16 protein-coding genes and 1 pseudogene are annotated in these 21,907 nt (G+C 67.8%); 14 read left to right on the plus strand and 3 right to left on the minus strand.

All coding sequences use genetic code 11. The annotated features are described in order from the left end of the window. Positions 1-280 precede the first annotated feature (280 nt). The 11 genes and pseudogenes from AB0B29_RS36950 (at position 281) to cutA (ending at position 15,703) form a co-directional block, all read left to right on the plus strand. On the plus strand, positions 281-1,282 hold the full coding sequence (locus AB0B29_RS36950) for a PaaX family transcriptional regulator (RefSeq protein ID WP_362247011.1): 1,002 nt from the start codon (positions 281-283) through the stop codon (positions 1,280-1,282). A gap of 529 nt (positions 1,283-1,811) precedes the next feature. After that, positions 1,812-2,354: a hypothetical protein gene (locus AB0B29_RS36955; protein ID WP_362247013.1), complete on the plus strand. Its 543-nt coding sequence runs from the start codon at positions 1,812-1,814 to the stop codon at positions 2,352-2,354. Positions 2,355-2,594: 240 nt separating this feature from the next. Further along, a complete protein-coding gene (locus tag AB0B29_RS36960) occupies positions 2,595-3,833 on the plus strand; it encodes a glycoside hydrolase family 5 protein (protein WP_362247015.1) in 1,239 nt (412 codons plus the stop codon). A gap of 698 nt (positions 3,834-4,531) precedes the next feature. Then, entirely contained in the window at positions 4,532-5,590 is a 1,059-nt protein-coding gene (locus tag AB0B29_RS36965; protein ID WP_362247017.1) for a glycosyl hydrolase 53 family protein, read from the plus strand. Positions 5,591-5,659: 69 nt separating this feature from the next. Continuing rightward, complete coding sequence (locus tag AB0B29_RS36970; protein ID WP_362247019.1) at positions 5,660-6,730, plus strand: rhamnogalacturonan acetylesterase; 1,071 nt, start codon at positions 5,660-5,662, stop codon at positions 6,728-6,730. A gap of 34 nt (positions 6,731-6,764) precedes the next feature. After that, the gene (locus AB0B29_RS36975; protein WP_362247021.1) at positions 6,765-7,634 is read left to right on the plus strand and encodes a GDSL-type esterase/lipase family protein; all 870 of its coding nucleotides are present in this window, start codon (positions 6,765-6,767) and stop codon (positions 7,632-7,634) included. Positions 7,635-7,831: 197 nt separating this feature from the next. Then, positions 7,832-9,133: a right-handed parallel beta-helix repeat-containing protein gene (locus AB0B29_RS36980; RefSeq protein WP_362247023.1), complete on the plus strand. Its 1,302-nt coding sequence runs from the start codon at positions 7,832-7,834 to the stop codon at positions 9,131-9,133. 4 nt (positions 9,134-9,137) lie between these two features. Next, a complete protein-coding gene (locus AB0B29_RS37845) occupies positions 9,138-11,333 on the plus strand; it encodes a family 43 glycosylhydrolase (protein ID WP_436845977.1) in 2,196 nt (731 codons plus the stop codon). A gap of 86 nt (positions 11,334-11,419) precedes the next feature. Continuing rightward, positions 11,420-13,351, plus strand: coding sequence for a glycosyl hydrolase 53 family protein (locus AB0B29_RS36995; protein WP_362247025.1), 1,932 nt, complete (start codon positions 11,420-11,422; stop codon positions 13,349-13,351). A 349-nt stretch (positions 13,352-13,700) separates the two neighbouring features. Continuing rightward, complete coding sequence (locus AB0B29_RS37000; protein WP_362247027.1) at positions 13,701-15,014, plus strand: RICIN domain-containing protein; 1,314 nt, start codon at positions 13,701-13,703, stop codon at positions 15,012-15,014. 384 nt (positions 15,015-15,398) lie between these two features. After that, a pseudogene (gene cutA / locus AB0B29_RS37005) lies at positions 15,399-15,703 on the plus strand (divalent-cation tolerance protein CutA). A 287-nt stretch (positions 15,704-15,990) separates the two neighbouring features. Here cutA and AB0B29_RS37010 read toward each other — a convergent pair. Continuing rightward, positions 15,991-16,638: a TetR/AcrR family transcriptional regulator gene (locus tag AB0B29_RS37010; RefSeq protein ID WP_362247028.1), complete on the minus strand. Its 648-nt coding sequence runs from the start codon at positions 16,636-16,638 to the stop codon at positions 15,991-15,993. A gap of 225 nt (positions 16,639-16,863) precedes the next feature. On the opposite strand from AB0B29_RS37010, the gene AB0B29_RS37015 reads away from it, so the two are divergent. From AB0B29_RS37015 to AB0B29_RS37025, 3 genes are all read left to right on the plus strand, one after another. Beyond that, a complete protein-coding gene (locus tag AB0B29_RS37015; RefSeq protein ID WP_362247030.1) occupies positions 16,864-17,739 on the plus strand; it encodes an MBL fold metallo-hydrolase in 876 nt (291 codons plus the stop codon). Between the two features lie 104 nt (positions 17,740-17,843). Beyond that, on the plus strand, positions 17,844-19,445 hold the full coding sequence (locus tag AB0B29_RS37020; RefSeq protein ID WP_362247032.1) for an MFS transporter: 1,602 nt from the start codon (positions 17,844-17,846) through the stop codon (positions 19,443-19,445). Further along, positions 19,442-20,386 (plus strand): fumarylacetoacetate hydrolase family protein, encoded by a 945-nt coding sequence (locus tag AB0B29_RS37025; RefSeq protein WP_362247034.1) that lies wholly within the window; start codon positions 19,442-19,444, stop codon positions 20,384-20,386. The genes AB0B29_RS37020 and AB0B29_RS37025 overlap by 4 nt, the downstream gene beginning before the upstream one ends. Here the strand turns inward: AB0B29_RS37025 and AB0B29_RS37030 are convergent. Together AB0B29_RS37030 and AB0B29_RS37035 are read right to left on the minus strand one after the other, a co-directional pair. Beyond that, on the minus strand, positions 20,322-20,969 hold the full coding sequence (locus AB0B29_RS37030) for a GAF domain-containing protein (protein WP_362247036.1): 648 nt from the start codon (positions 20,967-20,969) through the stop codon (positions 20,322-20,324). The two genes, AB0B29_RS37025 and AB0B29_RS37030, sit on opposite strands and share 65 nt — an antisense overlap. Before the next feature lie 229 nt (positions 20,970-21,198). Continuing rightward, positions 21,199-21,907, minus strand: a 709-nt coding sequence (locus tag AB0B29_RS37035) for a tyrosine-type recombinase/integrase (protein ID WP_362247038.1), incomplete at its 5' end; no start/stop codon positions are given.

Consider the following 21,907-nt stretch of genomic DNA (forward strand, 5'->3'; position numbering starts at 1 on the left):
GATGCGGGGCGGGTCACCAGCCGGTGATGCGGGTCCAGCGAGCTTGGATCACCGGGCAAGGCTGGTTGTCCTTGCTGCTGTCGACGACGTGGGTAACCGTGGAACTGCGCGGCGGTGGGCGCAGGCGGTCCCTCGACAGGCCTCCCCACGTCATCGACGAGCGTGCCCTCAATGACCAACATCAGCTCGCCGGCTGGCGGAGGGCGGGCGAGCTGAACGAGAGGTCAAGTGGATCAATCGCGGCGGAGCTCCACCCGGCGTTTTCACAACCGTTACAGTGATGCCGTCCCTGTCCACCGCGCCGGAGCCCACCTTGCCGAACCTGTCCCACCTCGAGGAGATCTTCTCCGACGAGGGTGACGGCGCCGTCGGCCCCGTGCGATCGCCCGGCTGGCAAAGCAACGTCTCGCCGCAGGGACTCACGGTGACATTGATCGCCGACTACACGTTCCCCGTCCGGGCGTGGTTGCCGTCGGCGGCGATCGTGGCATTGCTCGGTGAGTTCCACGTGACCGCGGGCGCGGCCCGTACGACGATCAGCAGACTGATGCGCCGTGGGGTGCTGGAGAGCAGCCGGCAAGGACGGTACAGCTCCTACCGGCTGACGTCGCAGGCAGCCGTGGACCTGTGGAGCGGCGCCAGCTCGATCGCCACCTTCACCACCCAACCCGACTCGTGGGACGGTCGGTGGACACTGATCGCCTTCTCCGTCCCGGAACAGGAGAGCGCGCGGCGGCGCGCACTGCGCACCGCGCTGCGCTGGCGTGGGTTCGCGCCGCTGTACGACGCGCTCTGGGTGTCGCCGCACCCCCTGACCCCCAAAGGGCGGACCGAGGTGGCCGACCTGGCGCGGGGAGCGGTGACCGTGTTCCGCGCACGGCAGGAGGAGCTGGACACGGAGGTCGACCGCAACCCGGTCCAGGCGTGGGACCTGCCCGGCATCGCCGAGCACTACCGGGCTTTCATCGACCGCTGGAGCGGCTTGCTTGCGCACATCAGCGCCGACCGCGTCACCGGTGCCGACGCGGTGCGCGCCCGGACCGAGGTCATGCACGCCTACCGGCACTTCCCCATTCTGGACCCGCTGCTCCCCATCGGGCTGCTGCCGCCCGGCTGGCCCCGGTCGCGGGCGCGGGAAGTCTGCGTGGCGGTGTACGACGGTCTGCTCCAGCCGGCCCAGGACCACGTCCGCTCCGTGGTGGCCCGATTCGCGGAGGGACCGCACCCCGACATCAGGGCCCATACGATCGCCGGCATGAGTGCGGGTATCGGCCACGGCTGACGGCGGGCCGCCGCGAGGGTGATCGGGCGGGCCCCAGAGACATCACACCGGGCCTCGTGCGCCTGCGATCTGTCGAATGCGCGTCGAAGACAACAGAGTTGAGCGCCAATGATTGACAGATCGGCACCCGATCGGGAATGTACCTGTTGCAAGGCATGTGGGAACGCTCCCAGAGGCGCAGAATACGACGACTGGAAGGAGAGGCACCCCTGCGCCGTTTCCGCAGAATCAACACCTCCCTGTCAGACAGGCGGGTGGGTGGGTGGGCGCGAAGGGCTACTCCCTCAACGAGTCACGGTTCGGCCGGTGTTCAGCGGCTCGCCGCGTCTCTGCCAGCAAGGCCACACCACGCCGATGACCACCACGAGCAGGACCGGAACGTCCTCCACCGTGCGCGATTCGCCGACCTGACCACCCCCCACCCCTACTCCCCCACCACCTAGGTCAGTCTCACCGCCGCGGCATTACCGACGCCTCTTCCCGGCACCTGACCGAACAGCGCTCCGCACCCCCCACAGCAGGAGTCTTCATGACCATGCAACGGCGTAGTTTCCTGACCCCGAGCGCAGCCGGAGCCGCGGGCGCAGGCATGTCCAAGGACGTCTCCGAGGTCATCACCCGGACCCCCGCCCTCAATACGGCCGGGGGCCAGCGGACCGGACACCAGGCGGTCGGCGTCGGCGTCTCCGGCCGGTCGGTGGGCGGCATGACCACCCACGGCCTGCTGAACGCCTGGCCGGACGCACGGATCACCCCCGCGGTCCCCATGTCCTGCGTGGACATGGGCAACCCGAGCCCGGCGGTCCGCGCCAAGGTCCCGTTCGCGCACGGCGACCGGGACGGAACGTGCTCGATCTCCTCCGCCCGCCAGGCGTACCGGGAACTGCCCGCCGCCAAGGCGTTCCTCACCTTCCGCGGCGCAGGCCACAGCAACTACTTCGGCGACTCCCGGACCGTCAACACGTTCGTGGACTGGATGCGGTGGATTCTGTACGGCGACGCCGCGGCCCGCGACCGCCCTGGCGCCGACGCCACCTCCCGCACGACCACCTGGGAATCCGCCCTGAGCTGAGGAACCCACGCGTGGCCCGGGTGCGCGCGGCTGCCGTGATCGCCGCGCATCCGGGCGGTGCAGGGTGCGGTGGCCGCCCACGAACGCCCGTGAGGTCAGCCGCTACGCAATCGACTTTGCTCTTTCCAGGCCGGCGTGGACGCCACCGCCCGAACAGCCGACGGCTCCGGCCGCTCCCATTCATACAGACAGATCCACTTGAGGGTGCGACGCCCCCAAGGACGCAAGAGAGGAAAGCTCATGGCTTCACTAGCAGGGAAGATCAGAGTCATATTCCTTGCCGTCTTGTTGGCGGTTGCCGCATCGGTGTACGGCACGGCGCCGCAGGCATCGGCCGATACCGCGGCACAGTCGAGCGCTTCCCAGATCGTGGCCGACATGGGCGCGGGATGGAATCTGGGGAACCAACTCGAAGCCACCACCAACGGATACCCCAGCGAAACAGCGTGGGGCCAACCGACGGTGACACAGGCCCTCATCGACAAAGTGCGGGCGGCAGGGTTCAAGACGATCAGGATCCCTGTCTCTTACCTGGGATACATAGGGCCCGGCCCGAATTACACGATCAACGCCTCTTGGCTGAACAGAGTCCAAGAAGTCGTCAACTACGCCTACAACAGGGGCCTGCATGTGCTGATCAACATGCACGGCGACGGGTACAAGACCGTCAACGGCTCCTGGCTGATCTGCGATTCACCTTCCCAGACGACGATCAAGGCCAAGTACCAGAAGGCTTGGCAGCAGATCGCGAACAGGTTCAAGAACTACGACCAGCGCCTGATCCTTGAGTCCATGAACGAGGAGTTCGACGGGCAGTACGGCCGCCCGACCCAACCGTGCTACTCGAACATCAACAGCTACAACCAGATCTTCGTGGACACCGTACGGAAAACGGGCGGAAACAACAGTTCGAGGTGGCTACTCGTGGCCGGCTGGAACACGAACATCGATTACACCGCGGGGAACTACGGCTTCGCGCTTCCGTCCGACCAGTACCGCTCCCCCTCCATTCCCGCGAATGAGCGGCGGATCATGATCTCCGTTCATCACTACGCTCCCTGGGACTTCGCCGGAGAGGAAAGCGGCACCATCACGCAATGGGGCCGAGCAGCCACCAACCCTGCAAGGACGTCGACCTGGGGACAGGAGGACTACCTCGACGCGCAGCTCAAATTGATGCGCGACGTGTTCGTCACGAAGGGGTACCCGGTGGTGGTGGGCGAGTACGGTGCCATCGACAAGTCATCCTTCGATTCGTCGAACAACAGGTATCGCGCGGACTTCGCACGGGCCGTCGTGGCCACGGCCAAGAAATACGGCGCGGCCACCGTCTACTGGGACAACGGTGCAACCGATCGCTACGGGTTCGGACTGTTCAACCGCCGCTCCCTCACGGTCACCCAGCAGGGCATCATCAACGCCATCATGACCGGCGTCAGCGGCAGTGCTGCCGGCTCCGGCGTTCCGTCCGGCACGTAGCAGGACCCGAATCTCGGCGACGGGTACGTACTCTGCATGCCCTCGTGGGCGCACAGTTGGGCAGGGTGGCGATGCAGCACGGTGTGCCATCTCGTCAACTGCACGCCGACCAGCTGGAGAAGTCATGCTGCTCCGCATTCGGGGAGCACGTTCGGCAAACGGACGACAGCGCCTTCATTCTGTCGGCTCTTTCTGTTCGAATGTGTGCGGGTGTGGGCCAACGAGAGGTTCCGTGCGCAGCCCCGTCCTCGTCGCCGCACTCCTCTTGAAAGGGCACTTGAACTGGGCTGACTCCCGCCGTTTCAGGCAGCTCAGGGCCGAGGCACGGCGAGCCCCCGACCCACAGGGTCACACTTCTTCTTCCATGGATTGGTGAGCAATGGTTGACACCTCCGTGCCCGATCGAGAAGCTGCGTGATGTACCTACCTCTGGGATCGTTCACAGTCCCGTTCCGGAGGAGCGCCCTGGCACGCCGAGGCCGCCCCCTTCGACACGTGCCACTCGTAAGCACTCCAGCCTCAGTCGTTGCCCCTCCGTGAGAGGCGCATCGGCTGGGATCGCACGCGGCTACACGAACTCCAGGGGTCTGAGCACCAGTTGCCCCCGCACCTCCCTCGCTCCTGGAGGTCTCTCACTGACCCGCTCTCCGCCCGCCCGCGACGTCTCACCCGCGGCCGACGGAAGGAAAGGACCGACCATGTTCCCGCAACCCCCCACACCAGTTGCCGGGCGCATCAGCCGGCGGACCCTGCTCAAGGCCACCACAGCCACCGCCGGAGCACTCGCCACCGCCGTCGCGTTCGCCGAACTCGAGACTCCCGCCGAGGCCGCGGCCAGCTTCGTCAAGGGCGTCGACATCAGCTGGGCACCTCAGATGGAGGCGCGCGGCTACTCCTGGAAGAACGCCGGCGGGCAGACCCAGGACCTGCTGACCATCCTCAAGGGATACGGCATCACCGCGGTACGCCTGCGTACGTTCGTCAACCCTTCCAGCGACCCGGCCAACGGGCACTGCGGCATCAACGAGGTGGCCGCCTTCGCCAAGCGGGTCAAGGCCGCCGGCATGTCGATCATGCTCGACTACATGTTCGGCGACACCTGGAACTCCGTCGGCGTGCAGAACCCGCCCGCGGCCTGGCGGAACATGAGCTACAGCCAGATGCGCACCGCGATGGGCACGTACGTGAACCAGACCATGACGGTCATGAGGAACAACGACGTGCTCCCCACCTGGGTGCAGATCGGCAACGAGATCAACAGCGGGATCTGCCGCCCAGTCGGCAGCGTCTCCAACGGGGCGCAGATGACTGGGCTGCTCAACGCGGCATACGACCAGGTCAAGGCAGTGTCGCCGAACTCGACGGTGTGCATCCACCTGGCCCAACCGCAGAAGTACGACGTGATGACGACGTTCTTCAGCCGCTTCGCGGCGAGCGGCGGCAAGTGGGACATGTCGGTGTTCTCGTCCTACGGCAGTGCCGACCTCGCCCCCGGGATCGTGGCGAACATGAAGAAGATCTCCGCCGCTTACGGCAAACCGTTCCTGCAGAGCGAGTTCGGTGGCCGGGTGGACCGGGTCTCCGCCACCCAGGCCTCGCTGGTCGCCTACATCAAGGCCCTCAAGGCCAATGGCGGGCAGGGCATCTTCTACTGGGAGCCGGAGTGCATGTCCCCGTTCACCGGCTACAACATGGGCGCCTGGGACTCCTCCAGCAAGCGGCCCACCGCGATCATGAACGGCTTCACCCAGGCCTGAGCGACCGGCCATGGACCTCAACCCGGGCAACTCTCCGGCCGAGAAGTGGGATTGGTGATTGTAATGGGCATGACATGGCGTCTCGAAGGGCACTGGGTCAGGTTGGGAACAGTGGGTCTGCTGACCCTTGCGACGCTGGTCGGCACCGGTGTGCCGCATGCCGATGCCGCCACGCGGGCACTGCCGGCCGGTTGTTCCGGCACCGCGCCGATCAAGTGTCACTACGCCGTCTCCCCCGGCACCTACGACGTGACGGTCTCCATCGGTGGTGCCACTGCCGCCGAGACCGACATGTGGGTGGAGGCCCGGCGTCTGATGCTTCCAGCGACGAAGACGGCGGCCGGTGCCGCCGCCACGTACTCGTTCACGGTCAACGTGCGGCAGCCGGAGGGGCAGCCGACCGGCCAGGGCGGCACCGGAAACCCCGGTCTGGACATCCGGTTCGCGGGGGCCAACCCGCAGGTGTCGGCCGTCTCCGTGAAACCGGCGACCCAGCCGTTGGTCGCCTACCTGGCCGGTGACTCGACCGTGTGCGACCAGCCCGTGGCCCCGTACACGGGATGGGGCCAGATGATCACGCCGGCGGTGGGTCCCGGAGCTTCCGTCGCCAACTACGGGGATTCTGGCGAGAGTTCGGGCAGTTTCCTGAGGAACTCGGCGCTCTTGCCGACGCTGCTGGCGAAGGTCAAGGCACACGACGCGGTCTTCATCCAGTTCGGCCACAACGACAAGCAGACCAGCGCGTCGGCCTTCAGGAGCAACCTCACCTCCATGATCACGCAGGTCCGTGCGAAGGGCGGCGTCCCGGTTCTGGTGACCCCGCCGGTCCGCCGGCAGTTCAACGGCAGCCGGCTCACGGCAACGGCGCTGCATGTCAACGGCGTGGGCGTGAACCTGCCCGCCGAGATGCGCTCGCTCGGCGCGGCGCAGAACGTACCAGTGATCGATCTTACAACCAAGAGCAAGACGCTGGTCGAGTCCCTCGGCCCGTCCGCCTCCGCACAGCTCTTCCTGCGCTCATCCGTCGACGGTGTCACGGACAACACCCACTTCTCGCAGTACGGCGCGAGCCAGATGGGCGGGCTGGTGCTCCAGAGCATCCGCGAGCAGCGCCTGCCCCTGGCCGCGTACCTGCGCTGACCGACGCCCGGCGCCAGTCCCAAGGAGGGACCCGTTGAGGAACTTACGGATTCTCATCACGACCGTGCTCGTGATCGCCTTGTCGAGCCTCGGTGTCAGCGCCGCATCCGCGGCGGACCGCGTCGCCACGAACTGCACCAGTGCCTCCCGCGCCCAGGCCCCGGCCGCACGGGCGGCCGCCGCACCGGTCACCGTGTGGCTGGCCGGCGACTCCACCATGGCCAACCCGAGCTCCGGCCGGTGCCCGGTCGGCTGGGGCAGCCAGTTCGACGCCCTGTTCAACAACGACGTCACCGTCAGGAACCAGGCCGTGGGCGGCCGCAGCATCCAGACCTGGCTGTACGAAGGGAACGTCAGCGGCACCAAGGGCTCGGACGGTGAATGCCGCCTCACGTCCACCACGTACTCGTCCCGCTGGCAGGCGATGCTGAACGCGAGCACCGGAATGAAGGCGGGCGACTACCTCTTCATCCAGTTCGGCATCAACGACTCCTCCGCGACCTGCCCCCGGCACGTCGGCCCCGCCCGCTACCGGCAGCTGATGACCACGATGGTGCAGGCCGCCCTCGCCCGGGGAGCGCACCCTGTGCTGCTCACCCCGGTGGCGGCCATCACCTGTTCCGGCGGCACCGCGACGAAGAACCGCGGCTTCGTGAACGAGACCTTCGCCGTCGGATCCACCACCAGGGCGCCCGTCGTCGACCTGCAGTCGCTGAGCGTCTCGCTCTACAACAGCCTGCGCTTCTGCCCGAACAACGGCGACTACGGGGGCAGCGGTCCCCTGGGCACCTTCTTCTGCAACGACCACACCCACTTCGACACCTACGGCGCCCAGCGGATCGCCGGGCTCGTCGCCGGTGACGTGCGCCGCCAGAACCTCCCGCTCGCCGCGTATCTCAGGTAGCACGCGGCGGTGGGCGCGAACCGGTGGTGACAGCAGGCGAAGTCGGTTCGGCCCCCGCCCGAGCGATCAGGGAGTGGGCCGCTCACTCGGAAGGTGGGACACGCGTCCATGTCAGTGTCACGAAGACGTCCTACTCGGGAGATGACGCTGTGAGAACCGCGAAGTTCAGCACCCCCGCCCTTCTGCTCTCATTGGTCATGGCGAGTTCCGTCGCCATGACCCCCGGCTCGGCGTCGGCGAGCGCCGCGGCGGCCGGAAACACCTACTACGTCGCCCCGAACGGGAACGACGGAGCAGCAGGTTCGCAGGCCGCTCCGTGGGCATCGATCGCCCGTGCACAAGCCGTCGTCAAGGCGGGCGACACGGTCTACTTCCGGGGCGGCACCTACGCCTACACGCGCGCGAACCGCGCCTGTTCGAGCCAGACCGCCAAGGTCGACGCGATCGCCCTCAACAAGAGTGGCAGCTCGGGCAACCCCATCCGGTACTGGGCCCAGCCGGGCGAGAAGCCGGTCTTCGACTTCTCGCGGATGACGGACAACTGCCGTATCAAAGGCTTCAACGTCACCGGCAGCTGGATCCATCTCAAAGGACTGGAAGTCAAGGGCGTTCCCCAGAACAACAACCGCAACGCCGAGTCCTGGGGGATCTGGGTTTCCGGCAGCAATGACGTCTTCGAGCAGATCAACACCCACCACCACATGGGTACCGGCCTGTTCATCAGCGGCGGGGGCGGCAACCTCGTCCTCAACTCGGACGCGCACGACAACTACGACCCGCGCAGCGTCGACGGACCCGGCGAGAACGCCGACGGGTTCGGTTCGCACTACACGCCGGCCGGCCGCCCCGCGAACGTGTTCCGGGGTTGCCGATCGTGGTGGAACGCCGATGACGGGTTCGACCTCATCTCCACCTACTCGCCCGTGATCATCGAGAACTCGTGGGCCTGGCGCAACGGGTACGTGCCGGGGACGACGACGCCCTCCGGCAACGGAGCCGGCTTCAAGTCCGGTGGCTACGGGGGCGACTACGAGACCAACGCGCCGAAGCACACCGTCCGCTCCTCGGTGGCCTTCCTCAACAAGGCGGCCGGCTTCTACGCCAACCATCACCCGGTGGCCAACGACTTCTTCAACAACACCGGATACGGAAACCACCCCAACTTCAACATGCTGGGAATCGACTCGCGCGGCGCCGCCGTCGGCCGGGGCAACCTGCGTAACAACATCGCCTACACCGGAACGGCGACGTCGAACATGAGCGGCACGAACGCCGCGTACAACTCCTGGAACCTCGGCGTCCCCCTGTCGGACTCCCAGTTCCGCAGTGTCTCGACGTCCGGCTGGGACGCGCCCCGCCAGGGCGACGGGGACCTGCCCGTGCTGCCCCACCTCCGTCTCGCGGCGAACAGTGCCCTGATCGACAAGGGCACCGCCGTGGGACTGCCCTTCAACGGAAGTGCGCCGGATCTCGGCGCCTTTGAGAGTGACGGAAGGTGACGTCTTGAGGCAACGATCGCGTGTCGTCTCGAAGTTCTGGAAGTTGGCCGCCGCCACCCTGTTGTCCGTGGCGTTGGCGGCGCCCCTCTCGGCGAGCACCGCCGCGGCGGAGACATCCGCGCCGCAGAGACAGGCAACGGAGCTCCAGGACCAGGGGGCGGCTGCTGGACCGGTGGTGGATCGCGGCCTTGAGTCCCTGGTGTCCGACTACCAGACGCGCACTCCGACGAAATACACGGCCGACTCCTGGAAGCCGTTCGCCAAGGCGTTGACCGCCGCGGCGGGTGTCGCCGACGACAGGTCGGCCACCACCTCGCAGGTCGCCGCCGCCAAGACGGCACTGATGACTTCCGCCGCCGACCTGAAGGCCGCCGACGAGGGCACGTTCCAGACCATCACGAACAACACCTTCTGGAACGACACCAGCGGCAACCCCATCTATTCGCAGGGCGGTGGGGTCTTCAAGTTCGGTGACACCTACTACTGGTACGGCGTGCACTACACCGGCGCCGAGCTCTACCGGGCCAATCCGACGAGGAAGTACGACGGGAACGTCAGCTTCGTCTCCATCCCCGTGTACTCGTCCAAGGACCTGGTGAACTGGAAGTTCGAGAACCGCGTCGCGACGCGCTCCACCGGCGTGGGCAGCGGCGCCAACCTGGGTGGTGCCGGCTGGGTCGGGCGGCTCGGCGTTTCGTACAACGAGAACACCGGCAAGTACGTGCTCGCCGTGCAGATGTGGCACACGGGCAGGGGCGGCCACGGCGTTCTGCTGCTGCAGGGCGACTCACCCACCGACACCTTCGACTACGGCTACTTCCAGACCCAGATCACCAACTCGCCCACGACCGGCACCGGGGATCAGACCGTCTTCACCGACGACAACGGCAAGGACTACCTGATCTTCTCCAACCGCGAAGGACGGTCGCGCGGCTTCGTGGCCAAGTTCCGGGAGTCCGACTCGCTGCGGATCGAGCCAGCCGTGCAGATCCGCAGCGGCGCCGGTCGCGAGGGCAACGCCATGTTCAAACTCGACGGCAAGTACTACCACGCGGCGTCGGACCTGCACGGCTGGAACACCTCGGTCAACTACGTCAATGAGTCGACCAGCAGCAACGTACAGGGCTCGTACAGCAGCGAGTACGTCCTTGCCGGCACCGAGATGGACTACAGTCACGTGACCCAGACCGGGTTCTTCGTGACGGTCAAGGGCACCAAGCAGAACACGGTGATCTACGCCGGCGACCGCTGGGCCGACTTCGCCTGGAACGGCATCGGGTACAACCAGTGGGTGCCGATCACCAAGACCGGCGCGCGGCCGCAGTTCCACTCGGTGAGCCAGTGGCAGTTCAACGCCACGACCGGCGAGTGGCGCGTCGGGCCGGCGAACAACTACATCCTCAACCCCGACATCCAGGCCGACCGCATCATCGTCTCCAGCGTACGGGGATGGCGGAACCTCGGCGGCTCGGTGACCAACGTCAACGGTGGTGCGAACGGGTCTCGCTTCGCCCTCCAGGTGAGCAACAGCGGCGGCGTCGAGCAGCGGATCGAGTCGGTGCCCGCAGGCACCTACGCCCTGTCCCTGCACGCCCGGGGTAGCGCCGGACAGGTCGTGATCACCGGCGCCAACGGCAGCCAACGCACCCTCGCCATCCCGTCGTCGAGCGGCTGGACCAAGCGCGAGCTCACCGGCATAGCGCTGCCCGGCGGGGCCGCCACCGTCACCGTGCGGGCGTCGGGCTCGGGCGGCGTCACCGTCGACCAGCTCTCACTGGTCAAGACCTCTGCCGACGCGCCATCGGAACAGCGTTACGAGGCAGAGGCCGCACCGGCGGTGTGCCAGGGCACGATCGACTCGAACCAAGCGGGCTATTCCGGTACCGGGTTCTGCAACGGCACTGCCGCCGCCGGGGCCTACGCACAGTTCACGGTGACCCCGGCGACCGCTGGTACGGCGACGGTGGCGGTCCGGTTCGCCAACGGCTCCAGCAGCGGTGCGCGGCCGGCGAACCTGGTCGTCAACGGATCCACGGTGGGGACCGTCTCGTTCGAATCCACCGGTGCGTGGACGACGTGGACGACCAAGACCGTGACGGTCCCGCTGAACGCCGGCAGCAACACCATCCGGTTGGATCCGACCACGGCAGCCGGACTGCCCAACGTCGACTACCTCGATGTCGGTGCCGCGGCCGGCTGACATCCCGTGCTCTGCCGGTCTCCTCGACCGGCAGAGCGTAAGGAACAGCCCATGCCGCCCGTACGTCACCTCGTCAGGAGAAGGACATGAGCAGCAAGCGTCTGCCCCGCGCCCTCGCGGTCACGACGACGTTGGTCACCATGGTGTCCGCGCATCTACTCATGGTGCCCAAGCCGGCCCACGCGACCTTCGGAACCGCGGACATCAAGCCGATCGAAAGCAATATCGCTGCCAAGCCCTGGGCCGCGGCGACGGCCGCCACCGCCTCGTCGAACGCCCGTCTCGCCGTCGACGGCGACCCGGCGACGTCCTGGCGCCCGAATCGTGCCGGCGCCCGTCAGTGGCTCACCGTCGACCTCGGTGGAACCTACGACAACCTGCGCAAGGTCAAGGTGCTCTTTCCGGACCGTGGCGTGGCCCACCGGTACGTCGTCGAGGCTTCATCCGACGGTCGCCGGTGGAAGACCATCGCCGACAGGTCCCACAACCGAGCCGTTTCGCGGGGAGAGGTGCACCTGTTCACCCGGCCGGCAACTCGCTTCGTCCGGCTGACCTTCACAGGTGGGCCCGGCCGTGCCCGGGCAGGTGTCAGCGAGCTCCAGGTCTTCAACTACCTGCGCGACGACCTCACCCTCGGCGCCGATCTGTCCTGGATGGACGACGTCCAGGACCAGCAGTACTGGGTCGACCCCCTGGCCGAAGACCGCGGCGCCGGGCCACACCTGCTCGACGTGGCCAAGGACCGTGGCATGCAGCACACCCGGCTGCGGATATTCAACGAGCCGCGCAGCGAAAGCACCGGCCAACCGACACCGATACCGCGCCAGGGCCCGGAGCGCTCACTGACCTCAGCCAAGTCGATCAAGCAGCGGGGCATGGGCCTGGGGATCGACTTTCACTACGCGGACTCGTGGGCGGACCCGAGCAAGCAACCAAAACCACGCGCCTGGGCGGAGTTGGAGTTCGCGGACCTGTCCCGTGCCGTGTACGACTTCACCGCCGACTATCTGAAGCGGTTGATCCAGCAGGGCACCACGCCGGAGAAGGTGGCCGTCGGCAACGAGATCATCAATGGCTTCATGTACGGCAGCGAGGCGGCCCACATCGGCACGACGAATCCGCCGTACTTCGTCGACCAGGCCGATATCTACCAGTCGCAGCCCGGCGGTGGCCTGCTGTGGAAGTACTGGCGGTCGACCGACCCGGTGGAGCGGCAGCTCTACGACCAGTCGTGGGACCGCTTCACCACCCTGGCCGCGGCCGGGATCAAGGCCGTCCGCGACGCGTCACCGACATCCAAGGTCGAGATACACGTGATCGTCGACAAGGACAAGCTCGCCAAAACCATGGAGTTCTGGCACCAGTTCCTCACCCGGGTGAAGGCGAAGGGCCAGAACCCCGATGTGCTGGCCATCTCGTACTACCCGGAATGGCACGGTACGCCCGAGGCGCTGGATCTCAACCTCAACACACTGGCCACCACCTACCCCGGCTACGAGATCGACATCGCCGAAACCGCCTACCCCGCGTCGGGCGGCGATGGCTCGCCGTTGCCCAACTCGCCGTACCCGCGCACCGTTCAGGGGCAGGCGGATGCGATCCGGAGGGTGTTCCAGGCCGCCAACGACGTGGTCGACAACCGAGGTGCAGGTGTCCTGGTGTGGGAGCCGGCCGGCTACCAGCCCATGTTCCGGGCCGTGCCCGGACTGGCGAACACATGGGAGCCGCACGCGTCCGTCAACGTCTTCAAGGCCGGCCGCGCCAAGCACATCCTCCAGGACACCGTCCACACCGCCACCGTGGTGGGAGCCGCCCCGAAGCTGCCCTCCTCCCTCCGCATGCTCACCACCGCCAACAACACGATCACCCGTGTCCCCGTCCGCTGGCAGCCGTTGCCGCCCGGCGCGACCGACAGGCCGGGTGAGGTGACAGTCACCGGGACGACCGGCACAGGACCGGTCACGGCGGTCATCGACGTCATGCCCAGCCACGGCGAACACGACGTGACCACCTCATAGCCTGCTTCACCGGCGTCGCGCCGCCGAGACCACGACGGCACCGGCGACACCATCACTGCTTCACAGCAGTGCTCCGCTCGCTCGGTGGCCGACAGCAACAGCTGCGGCAGCGCCTGGGGGAAACCAGGCCGTTTTCGACCGGAACGGCCACACTCACCCCGACATCCGGTGCGCCCGACCAACCGCACGCCGCTCCTGCCGCCCCGCGCAGGTGGCAGGAGCACCCACACCCCCCGTTGCGCCGCGCGCCGCGTCGACCTGCTGGCCTCTGCCGCCGACGGGACGCACCCGGCAACGGGACCAGCCGAACGCCCAACCCCCCACCCATCCCCGCACCCAAGGAGTCACCATGACCTTGCGACGACGGACCTTCCTCAGCATGAGCGCGGCCGGAGCGACGGGCGTGGGCCTGTCCCTGCTCGGCGCAGGGCAGGCCCCGGCCGCCGCCGGGCCACGGGACACCGCGCCGACCACGCCGTTCGCGGTCGGCGTGCGCCGGTACAACTGGACCCGCGGCAGCCGCCCGTGCACCACCTACGTCTACTACCCGGCCACCGGCACCGCAGGCGGCAACCCGGTGACGGACGCCCCGGTCGCGGGCGGGGTCTTCCCCGTCTACAACATGACCCACGGCTACGGAAGCAGCCCGCAGAACTCCCTGTTCATCATCCGGGCCCTGGCCTCGGCGGGCTTCATCGTTCCCGCCCCGCACTTCAACCACAACTTCAGCGACGTCAACAACGGCAACACCTCCAAGGACGTCTCGCAGATCATCACCAACACCCTCGCGCTCAACGCGAGCGGACCGCTCGCCGGGCACATCAACACCGGCATCGGCGTCGGCGTCTCGGGCCACTCCCTGGGCGGCATGGTCACCCACGGTCTGCTGACCTCCTGGCCCGACAGCCGGATCATCTCCGCCAACCCCCAGTCCTGCGTGGACATGGGCAACCCGTCCAGCTCGGTCTCGGCCAAGGTCCTGTTCGTCCACGGCGACCGGGACTCGACCACCCAGTACTCCTCGGCCCGGCAGGCGTACTCGGAGATCACCTGGCCCAAGGCGTTCCTCACCTTCGTCGGCGGCAGCCACACCAGCTTCTGGAGCGACCAGCGCTTCCCGAGGACCGTCGTCGACTGGGCCCGCTGGACCATGTACGGCGACACCGCCGCACGGGACCGCCTCCCGGCTGACGCCTCCGGGTCCAACACCAGGTGGGAAGCCCAACTGGGCGACTCACCCGGCGGCCCGGGCCTCTACACCCTGCTGGCACAGCACAGCGGCAAGGCCGCCGAGATCAACGCGGCCTCCACCGCCACCGGCGCACAGCTCGTCCAGCGGACCACCAACAGCCGCCCCCACCAGCAGCTCGAGTTCGTCGACGCCGGTAACGGCCACGTCCGTGTCAAGGCACTCCACAGTGGCCTGTTCCTCCAGCCCACAGGCACCGCGACCGGCGCGGACGTCGTCCAACAGGCCGACACCGGTGCCACCAGTCAGCAGTGGCGCGTGGTCGACCACGGCGGTGGCGTGATCAGCCTCGTCAACCGGGAGTCCGGCCTGGCGATGGATGTCTGGGAGTACTCGACCGCCGACGGCGCCCGCATCTCCCAGTACACCTACAGCGGCAACCCCAACCAGCGCTTCACCCGCCGCCGCGTCTGACCGGGACCTGTCGTCGGGCACCGCTCGGGCAACAGGGCCGGGCGGTGCCCGAGGCATGGGGGCCGACAGTCCTCGGCGAAATGACGACGCTGCCCACGCCATAGCTGGTACGAGGCCCCGGCGGCACACGCCGTCTCGCAGGGAGGGGCCAACCGGGGCCGGCAACCGCTCGAAGTCCATCTGTAGCGTCCGGGCTCCGTGCGGGCGTCACTGCCGATCCACGCGTCACCGTGCACGACGCACTCAAGGGTGCCCGCGAGCCTGTGCCGAAAGTCCGGCACAGGCAAGGGCAAGGGCAAGGGCAGCAGCGTGACGTGTGACCTGGGCGGCTGGGTATGGTCTCGATACCCGAGCTGGGGAGGTAATTGCACAGCCAATGAGATTGTGATCGCGCAGACAACCAGCGACAACGACGATCAGGCGAAGGCGCCGGCCCGGCGCGGTCGAGAGCAAGCCGGCAGCGGGCGTTCACATCAAATGCGCCGATCACCGCCTTCTACCGGTGGACGGGGGAGGCCGAGATGGCGCAGGAGTGGCAGATCTCGTATATGACTATGCCGGACCGTCTCCCGGCATGGGGGGCGTGACCGCACGAGAAGCACCCGTACGACGTCCCACAGTGGATCCCACTACCCGTCAGCGGCGGATCGGAAGCTGCCCTGTCCTGGGTTGTCGAGGAGACAGCATAAGTCTGCGGAGCGACGGACCGGCCGTACGACTGCGTTCGCTTTCTGGGCTTGTCCGAGTGCCGCGCTGGGGCTCAGGATGCGAACTGCCGCGGCCCATCTCGTCGCCGGCCGCCGCAGCCTCCTCCGAGTGCCTGCCGAGGACCCAGGCGGCAGCAGTAGCGGTGCCGTGGCCTCACACATCGCTGGCCGCTTGGGAAAGCAACTCCAAATTCGCCGTCGGCGGCGGTTTCTCCGGCAAGTGACGGGCCCATCGGCCTTCTGCCTCGATGCGGCGGTGAGGGGAACTGTCAGGGTTTTCCGGCATGTGTTTCGTCGGCGAGAAGGCCCAACAGGATGATGTCGAGCGCCCCGGCGAGGCGCTCGTGCAGGTCGAAGGGGGCCGGTTCCTCGCGGATCCAGCGCAGGATCGTCGAGAAGTAGCAGGCGGCCAGCAGTTGGCCGGCCTGGTCGCAGTCGACGCCGGCCCTGATCTCCCCGCGTTGCTGCCCTTGCTCGACGATCCTGGCGAGTTCGATGTCCAGGGACGGGTCCTGCAGGAGATGCCCGTAACGCGCTGAAGCGTCCATGAGGACGGTGGTCTCGGCACGGGAGGCGGCGTTGAGGTCGCCCATCTCCCTCAGGTAGCGGAGCAGCCGGTCGCCGACCGGCAGGTCCTCGGCGTGCTCTGCGCCGAGAATCTCAGCGACGCGGACGCGGCGGCGGACTCCCCATTCCTCGAGGAAGCCAACCTTCTGCGCGAAGTGGTTGAAGACGGTGGCCCGGGCGACATCGGCGGCCTCGGCGATCTGCTCCATGGTGGTCGCCTCGTATCCCTGGGCAACGAAGAGACCGACCGCCGTCTCATACAGCTGGTCGTGCAGCTTCCGACGCCTGCGCTCCTGGCGCCCGACGGCCGCGCCGCCCTCGGAGGCGGCTGCCGCGTCCCGGATCTTCATGGCCACCAGTACAACACAAGGCGGCATGGCTCTTGACCCCTACCCGGGCACCTACCTAGATTCCTCTCTACGGCTGGACTTGAGTCCAGCACTAGATGACAGTCTCGTGTTGGTGATCGCGGGACGCTGACAGGAGGCAACGTGGCTTCCGTGACATCCCAGACGGGCTGTACCGAGCTAGGACATGGCTGTTACGCATGGATCGCGGGCGATGTCGGATGGGGCATGAGCAACGCCGGGCTGATCACCGGCCGGGCCGCGTCACTGCTCGTGGACACCCTCTACGACCTGCGGCTGACCAAGACCATGCTCGACGCGCTGGCGCCACTGACCGCCCCGGCACCGATCTCCACCGTGGTCAACACCCACGGCAACGGCGACCACTGGTTCGGCAACCAGCTCCTGTCCCACGCCGAGATCATCGCGGCCCGCGGGTCCGTGGCGGACATGCGGCAAGTGGGCCCGGCCGAGATGCTGGCGCTGACCAGCATGGACAGCCCCGCCGGACACTTCGCGCGAAGGATCTTCGGCCGCTTCGACTACACCGGCATCGAACCCGCCCTCCCGACCCGAATCTTCGACGGCGAGACCGTCCTGGACATCGGCGGCACCGAGGTCCGCCTCGTCGACGTGGGCCCCGCGCACAGCGCCGGGGACACGATCGTGCACGTGCCGCAGGCCCGGACCGTGTACACCGGCGACATCGTCTTCGCCGGGGCGGCGCCGATCGTCTGGCACGGCCCCTTCACTCGCTGGCTCGCCGCCTGCGATCTCCTGCTGAGCCTCGACGCGGACATCGTCGTGCCCGGCCACGGCCCCGTCACCACCAAGCAGACGGTCCGTGAGATCCGCGACTACCTCGAGTACGTCCATGAGCAGGCCACCGCCCGCTTCACCGCCGGCATGCCGGCCCTGGACGCGGCCCGCGACATCCGCCTAGGCCGCTTCGCCGACCTGGATGAGAGCGAACGCCTCGCCGTCAACGTGCACACCGTCTACCGGGAGCTCGACCCCTCCTTGCCCCCGCTCGACGGCCCCGGACTGTTCGGCTGCATGGCAGAACTCTGCCCCCGCTCTGAGGACGCTCCCCGCCTTCCCTGACGAGGCCCCACCCTCCGCCGACCGGCGCACCGCCCCTCCGGTACGCGCAGCTCCCATCATCCCCCTCGGGCCATACGTCCCGCCCAAGCCTCCAAGGAGGAGACATGGTCTCCACCCCCGCCTACGACCCACCCACCGCCCCGCCGTCCGATGCCGCACCGGCCGCGACGGCACACCACACCGGCACGATCATCGCCGGCTGTCTGGCCGTCTGCCTGGCCCAGCTCGGACTGGTCCTGCCCGCAGCGATCAACGGCGTCATGCAGCGCACCCTCCATGCGTCCGGCGGAGAACTGACCTGGATCAGTGACGCCTTCCTGGTGCCCGCCGCCGTCTTCGCGCTGACCTTCGGCGTGGTGGGCGACCTGTACGGCCGTAAGAAGCTGGTGGTCGGCGCGGCGATGCTGTCCGCCGTCGGCTATCTGGTGTCAGCCACCTCCGACTCGGCAGCGCAGCTGATCACCGGTCAGGCGATCTCAGGCATCGGAGCCGCCGCACTCTTCCCCGCCTCCCTGTCGATGATCATCGCCATGACGCCGAAACCGGCTGCGCGCGCCAAGGGACTGGCCTCCTGGACCACGGCCCTGTCGCTGGGTGCCCTGATTGCTCCGCTGATGTCCGGCGGCATCGTCGAGCACGCCTCCTTCCAATGGGCGTTCGGGGTGACCGGAGTGCTCGCCGTGATCACCGCGGGGGCGTCCTGGCTGCTGGCCACCGAGTCCAGCGCCCCCGAGGGCCGCTCGCTGGACTGGGCGGGGCAGATCACCATAGCCGTGGCCATGCTCACCCTCCTGTACGGCATCATCCAGGGCCCGTCGGACGGCTGGGGCTCGGCACCCGTCGTCGCGTGCTTCGTCGCCTTCGTCGTGTTCCTCGCCGCGTTCGTGGTGGTGGAGAGCCGCAGCGCGTCCCCGATGCTGCGCCTGAAGCTGTTCCGCATCCCAGCGTTCGCTGGATCGGCCGCGATGGCAGTGATCGGCATGTTCGGCTTCCTCGGCGGCGCGTACGACCTGAGCATCCGCCTCGGCGTCATCCAGCACCAGAGCCCCTTCCAAGCCGCGGTGCCCTTCCTGGTCGTCCAGGGCATCACTCCCTTCATCTGGCCGCTGCTGGTCCGCCTGCTGCACCGCGTCGGCCCGGGCTCCATGCTGGTCACCGGGTTCGTCTCGCTGGCCGGTGCCCAACTGTGGCTGCGAGCGGTGCCGATCCACGAAACCGGCCTGGCGCCCCTGCTCGGGCCGCTGCTGCTCAACGGTGTCGGCTTCGGTCTGGTCGTCGCCGCCCTCACCGCCGCCGCCGTCAACGTCGTACCACCCACCCTGACCGGCATGGCCAGCGCCACCACCAGCCTGGTCCGCGACCTCGGTCAGACCCTCGGCCCGGCCATCGTCGGCGCAGTCGCCCTCGGCATGGCCACGAGTCAACTCACCGGCAGTCTCGCCGGCGCAGGCCTCACCCCCAAGGAGCACGGCATCGCCTCCGCCGTCTTGCACGAGGGCGGCCCGCTCGCCCTGCACAGCGCCGACCTGGGCCCGCTGAGCGCCAAGCTTGCCCCGCTCACCGAGCACGCGCTGGCAAGCGGCTACAACAACGGGCTGATCCTCACCGCCGCGGCCTGTGTGGCCGCCGCCGTCATCGCCGCCGTCTTCGTCGGCTTCCGACGCAGCGGCACCGCGCCGGCCGAGGCGGAGGAGAGCGCGGCGTGAAGTTCGCGACCTTCGTCCACGACGGGAAACGGCAGTCGGGAGTCGTCGCCGACGACCAGCTCCACCCCTTCGAACACCCCGTCGACCTCCTGGACCTGATCGTTGAGGGCGAGGAGGCGCTGCGCGCGGCGGGAGAACGCGCCCTGACCGCCTCTTTGTCCGTGCCCCTGGCCGACGCGCGGCTGCTGCCGCCGCTGCAGCCTCCCACGGTGCGCGACTATATGACCTTCGAGAGCCATGTCGAGGGCGTCGCCCGGGGATACGGCGACGCCGTGCCCGAGGAGTGGTACGCCGCACCCGCGTTCTACTTCACCAACCCGTACGCCATGATCGGCGCTCACGACGACGCGCCGGTACCGCCGAGCTGCGGACGCTTCGACTTCGAACTCGAAGTGGCCGCCGTCATCGGCAAGGCGGGCCGGGACCTGACGCCCGAGCAAGCACGTGACCACATCCTCGGCTACACGATCCTCAACGACTGGTCCGCCCGCGACCTCCAGGGCCGTGAAATGCGTGTCAAACTCGGCCCGGCCAAGGGCAAGGACACTTCCACCACCCTCGGCCCCTGGCTCGTCACCTCCGACGAACTCGAACGCCACCGCGACGCTGAAGGCTTCCTCGATCTCGCCCTCACCGTCGCCGTCAACGGCCAGACGGTCGGGCGGGACCGACTGGCCAACATGGCGTGGACGTTCGAGGAGATGGCCGCCTACGCCTCCCGCGGAACCTGGATCCGCCCCGGCGACGTCCTGGGCTCCGGAACCTGCGGCAACGGCGGCTGCCTGGCCGAACTCTGGGGGCGCCACCGCATCCTCGAACCACTGCCCCTCGTCCCCGGCGACAGCGTCACCATGACAGTCGAGGGCATCGGCACCATCAGCAACACCGTCGTCGAGGGCGTCGCCCCGGTGCCTCTGCCACCTGCCCGCCGCAGACGATGACCACCGTGCGATGAACTCTGGCACGACCCCGGTGCCGGACACCGCGTCCGGTACCGAAGAAAGGCATGAACAACGTGGACAAGGCCATGGCCTCGGCCGCCGAGACGGTCGCCCACTGGTCACGCACCCGGATGGGGACACCGAGGAAGGAGTGCATCGGAGGGTGGTGCGACGGAAAGTCGTACGAGGACGGATGCTCGGAGATCTCCGCCAGCCGGAGCGGCTCTGGATGCCGGATCAACTCGCCCAGGATGCCGTGCCCGCTGGGCAGGTCCCCGATCAGGGCCCGCTGCTCGTCTCTGATTCCGACGGTGTGGAACTCGGAGAGCATGCGGTCGTCACCGATGACTCCCGGGGCCCCGTACTCGGCGTCCACGAGCACGACAGCCGCCTCGACGATACGCCGGAGCACCTGCGCGAGATCCAGCTCCCGCCCGACGGAGAGCACTGCCTCCAACAGGCTGTGCACGCGATCCTGGGTGCCCCGCGCCGCGTCGATCCGCGCCTGCAGTTCGTCCAGCAACTCGTCCAGCCGTAGCTTCGGCAGGTGCTGATCGGACCGCCCGCGCCGTTCCCCGCTCATCGTCGCCTCCGGCTCCTACGGACACATCCAGGTCAGGCGCCTTCCACTCTTCACGATAGTGGCGGTGTCCGGATTAGGCAGGCACCGGGCGTGCCCCCCCTCGACCCCTACCTGCCTTGCGCTGTCTCCTTGGCCAAGCGCGGTCAGCCGCCGGGCTCCTGCGGAGCAGCTTCCGTCGCCGCATGCCAGTGTCTTGGCCCAAAACGGCACCTTGGCGCCGAAAGCGGCTTCAGGCTGCGAGGTTCATGTTGAGGATTTGGGCTGCTTTGCTGATGGAGCCGGGCATGAGGTGGCGGTAGATCTTGAAAGTGACTTCGATGGTTTTGTGGCCCATCCACTCAGCGACGTCGGTGATGGGGATGCCGTGGGTGAGGCAGTTGGAGGCGAAGAAGTGCCGCAGGCTGTAGATGACCGTCCCGTCGGGGATGTCGACCTGGCCGGCCTTCTTGATCCGCTGCCACTGATTGGCGATGTGGTAGTGCGGGAACGTCCGGGCTGGGTCGCCGGGGTGGCGCAGCAGGTAGCCGTCGACAGTGCCGTGTTTGGCAGCGTGCCATTCGATGGTCTGCCGCACCCGCGCCGGCAGGGGCACGTCCCGGTACTCGCCCACCTTGCGGTGCTTGAGCCGCTCGTACTGGCAGGTGGTGCGGTTGACCTGCTCGGTGATGCGGTAGACGTCGTCGGCGACGATGTTGCTGAGGTTGACCGCGAACGCCTCACCGTTACGCATACCGCACCCGCTCATCAGATCGGCGACCAGCAGGAAGCTGTCGTCGCCGGCGGTGCGTATCTGCCGCAGCTGCTCGGGCGATGGGATAACCACCCGCTTGGGGTCGTACTGCGGCGGCTTCACCCCGGAGACGGGATTGTCGTCGAACAGCCCCAGCCGGTTCGCGTCCAGCAAGATCGCCTTGAGCTTGTCGAACGCGTTCGCCTGA

The organism is Streptomyces tibetensis, from assembly GCF_040647715.1.
GTDB classification, from domain to species: domain Bacteria; phylum Actinomycetota; class Actinomycetes; order Streptomycetales; family Streptomycetaceae; genus Streptomyces; species Streptomyces tibetensis_A.

Bases quoted from the DNA above. Each gene is read 5' to 3' on its own strand.
- AB0B29_RS36995 (WP_362247025.1), top strand. From the start codon at position 11,420: ATGAGCAGCAAGCGTCTGCCCCGCGCCCTCGCGGTCACGACGACGTTG.
- AB0B29_RS37015 (WP_362247030.1), top strand. From the start codon at position 16,864: ATGAGCAACGCCGGGCTGATCACCGGCCGGGCCGCGTCACTGCTCGTG.
- AB0B29_RS36965 (WP_362247017.1), top strand. From the start codon at position 4,532: ATGTTCCCGCAACCCCCCACACCAGTTGCCGGGCGCATCAGCCGGCGG.
- AB0B29_RS37030 (WP_362247036.1), bottom strand. From the start codon at position 20,969: ATGAGCGGGGAACGGCGCGGGCGGTCCGATCAGCACCTGCCGAAGCTA.
- AB0B29_RS37010 (WP_362247028.1), bottom strand. From the start codon at position 16,638: ATGAAGATCCGGGACGCGGCAGCCGCCTCCGAGGGCGGCGCGGCCGTC.
- AB0B29_RS37020 (WP_362247032.1), top strand. From the start codon at position 17,844: ATGGTCTCCACCCCCGCCTACGACCCACCCACCGCCCCGCCGTCCGAT.
- AB0B29_RS36980 (WP_362247023.1), top strand. From the start codon at position 7,832: ATGGCGAGTTCCGTCGCCATGACCCCCGGCTCGGCGTCGGCGAGCGCC.
- AB0B29_RS36970 (WP_362247019.1), top strand. From the start codon at position 5,660: ATGACATGGCGTCTCGAAGGGCACTGGGTCAGGTTGGGAACAGTGGGT.
- AB0B29_RS36960 (WP_362247015.1), top strand. From the start codon at position 2,595: ATGGCTTCACTAGCAGGGAAGATCAGAGTCATATTCCTTGCCGTCTTG.
- AB0B29_RS37000 (WP_362247027.1), top strand. From the start codon at position 13,701: ATGACCTTGCGACGACGGACCTTCCTCAGCATGAGCGCGGCCGGAGCG.
- AB0B29_RS36950 (WP_362247011.1), top strand. From the start codon at position 281: ATGCCGTCCCTGTCCACCGCGCCGGAGCCCACCTTGCCGAACCTGTCC.
- AB0B29_RS36955 (WP_362247013.1), top strand. From the start codon at position 1,812: ATGACCATGCAACGGCGTAGTTTCCTGACCCCGAGCGCAGCCGGAGCC.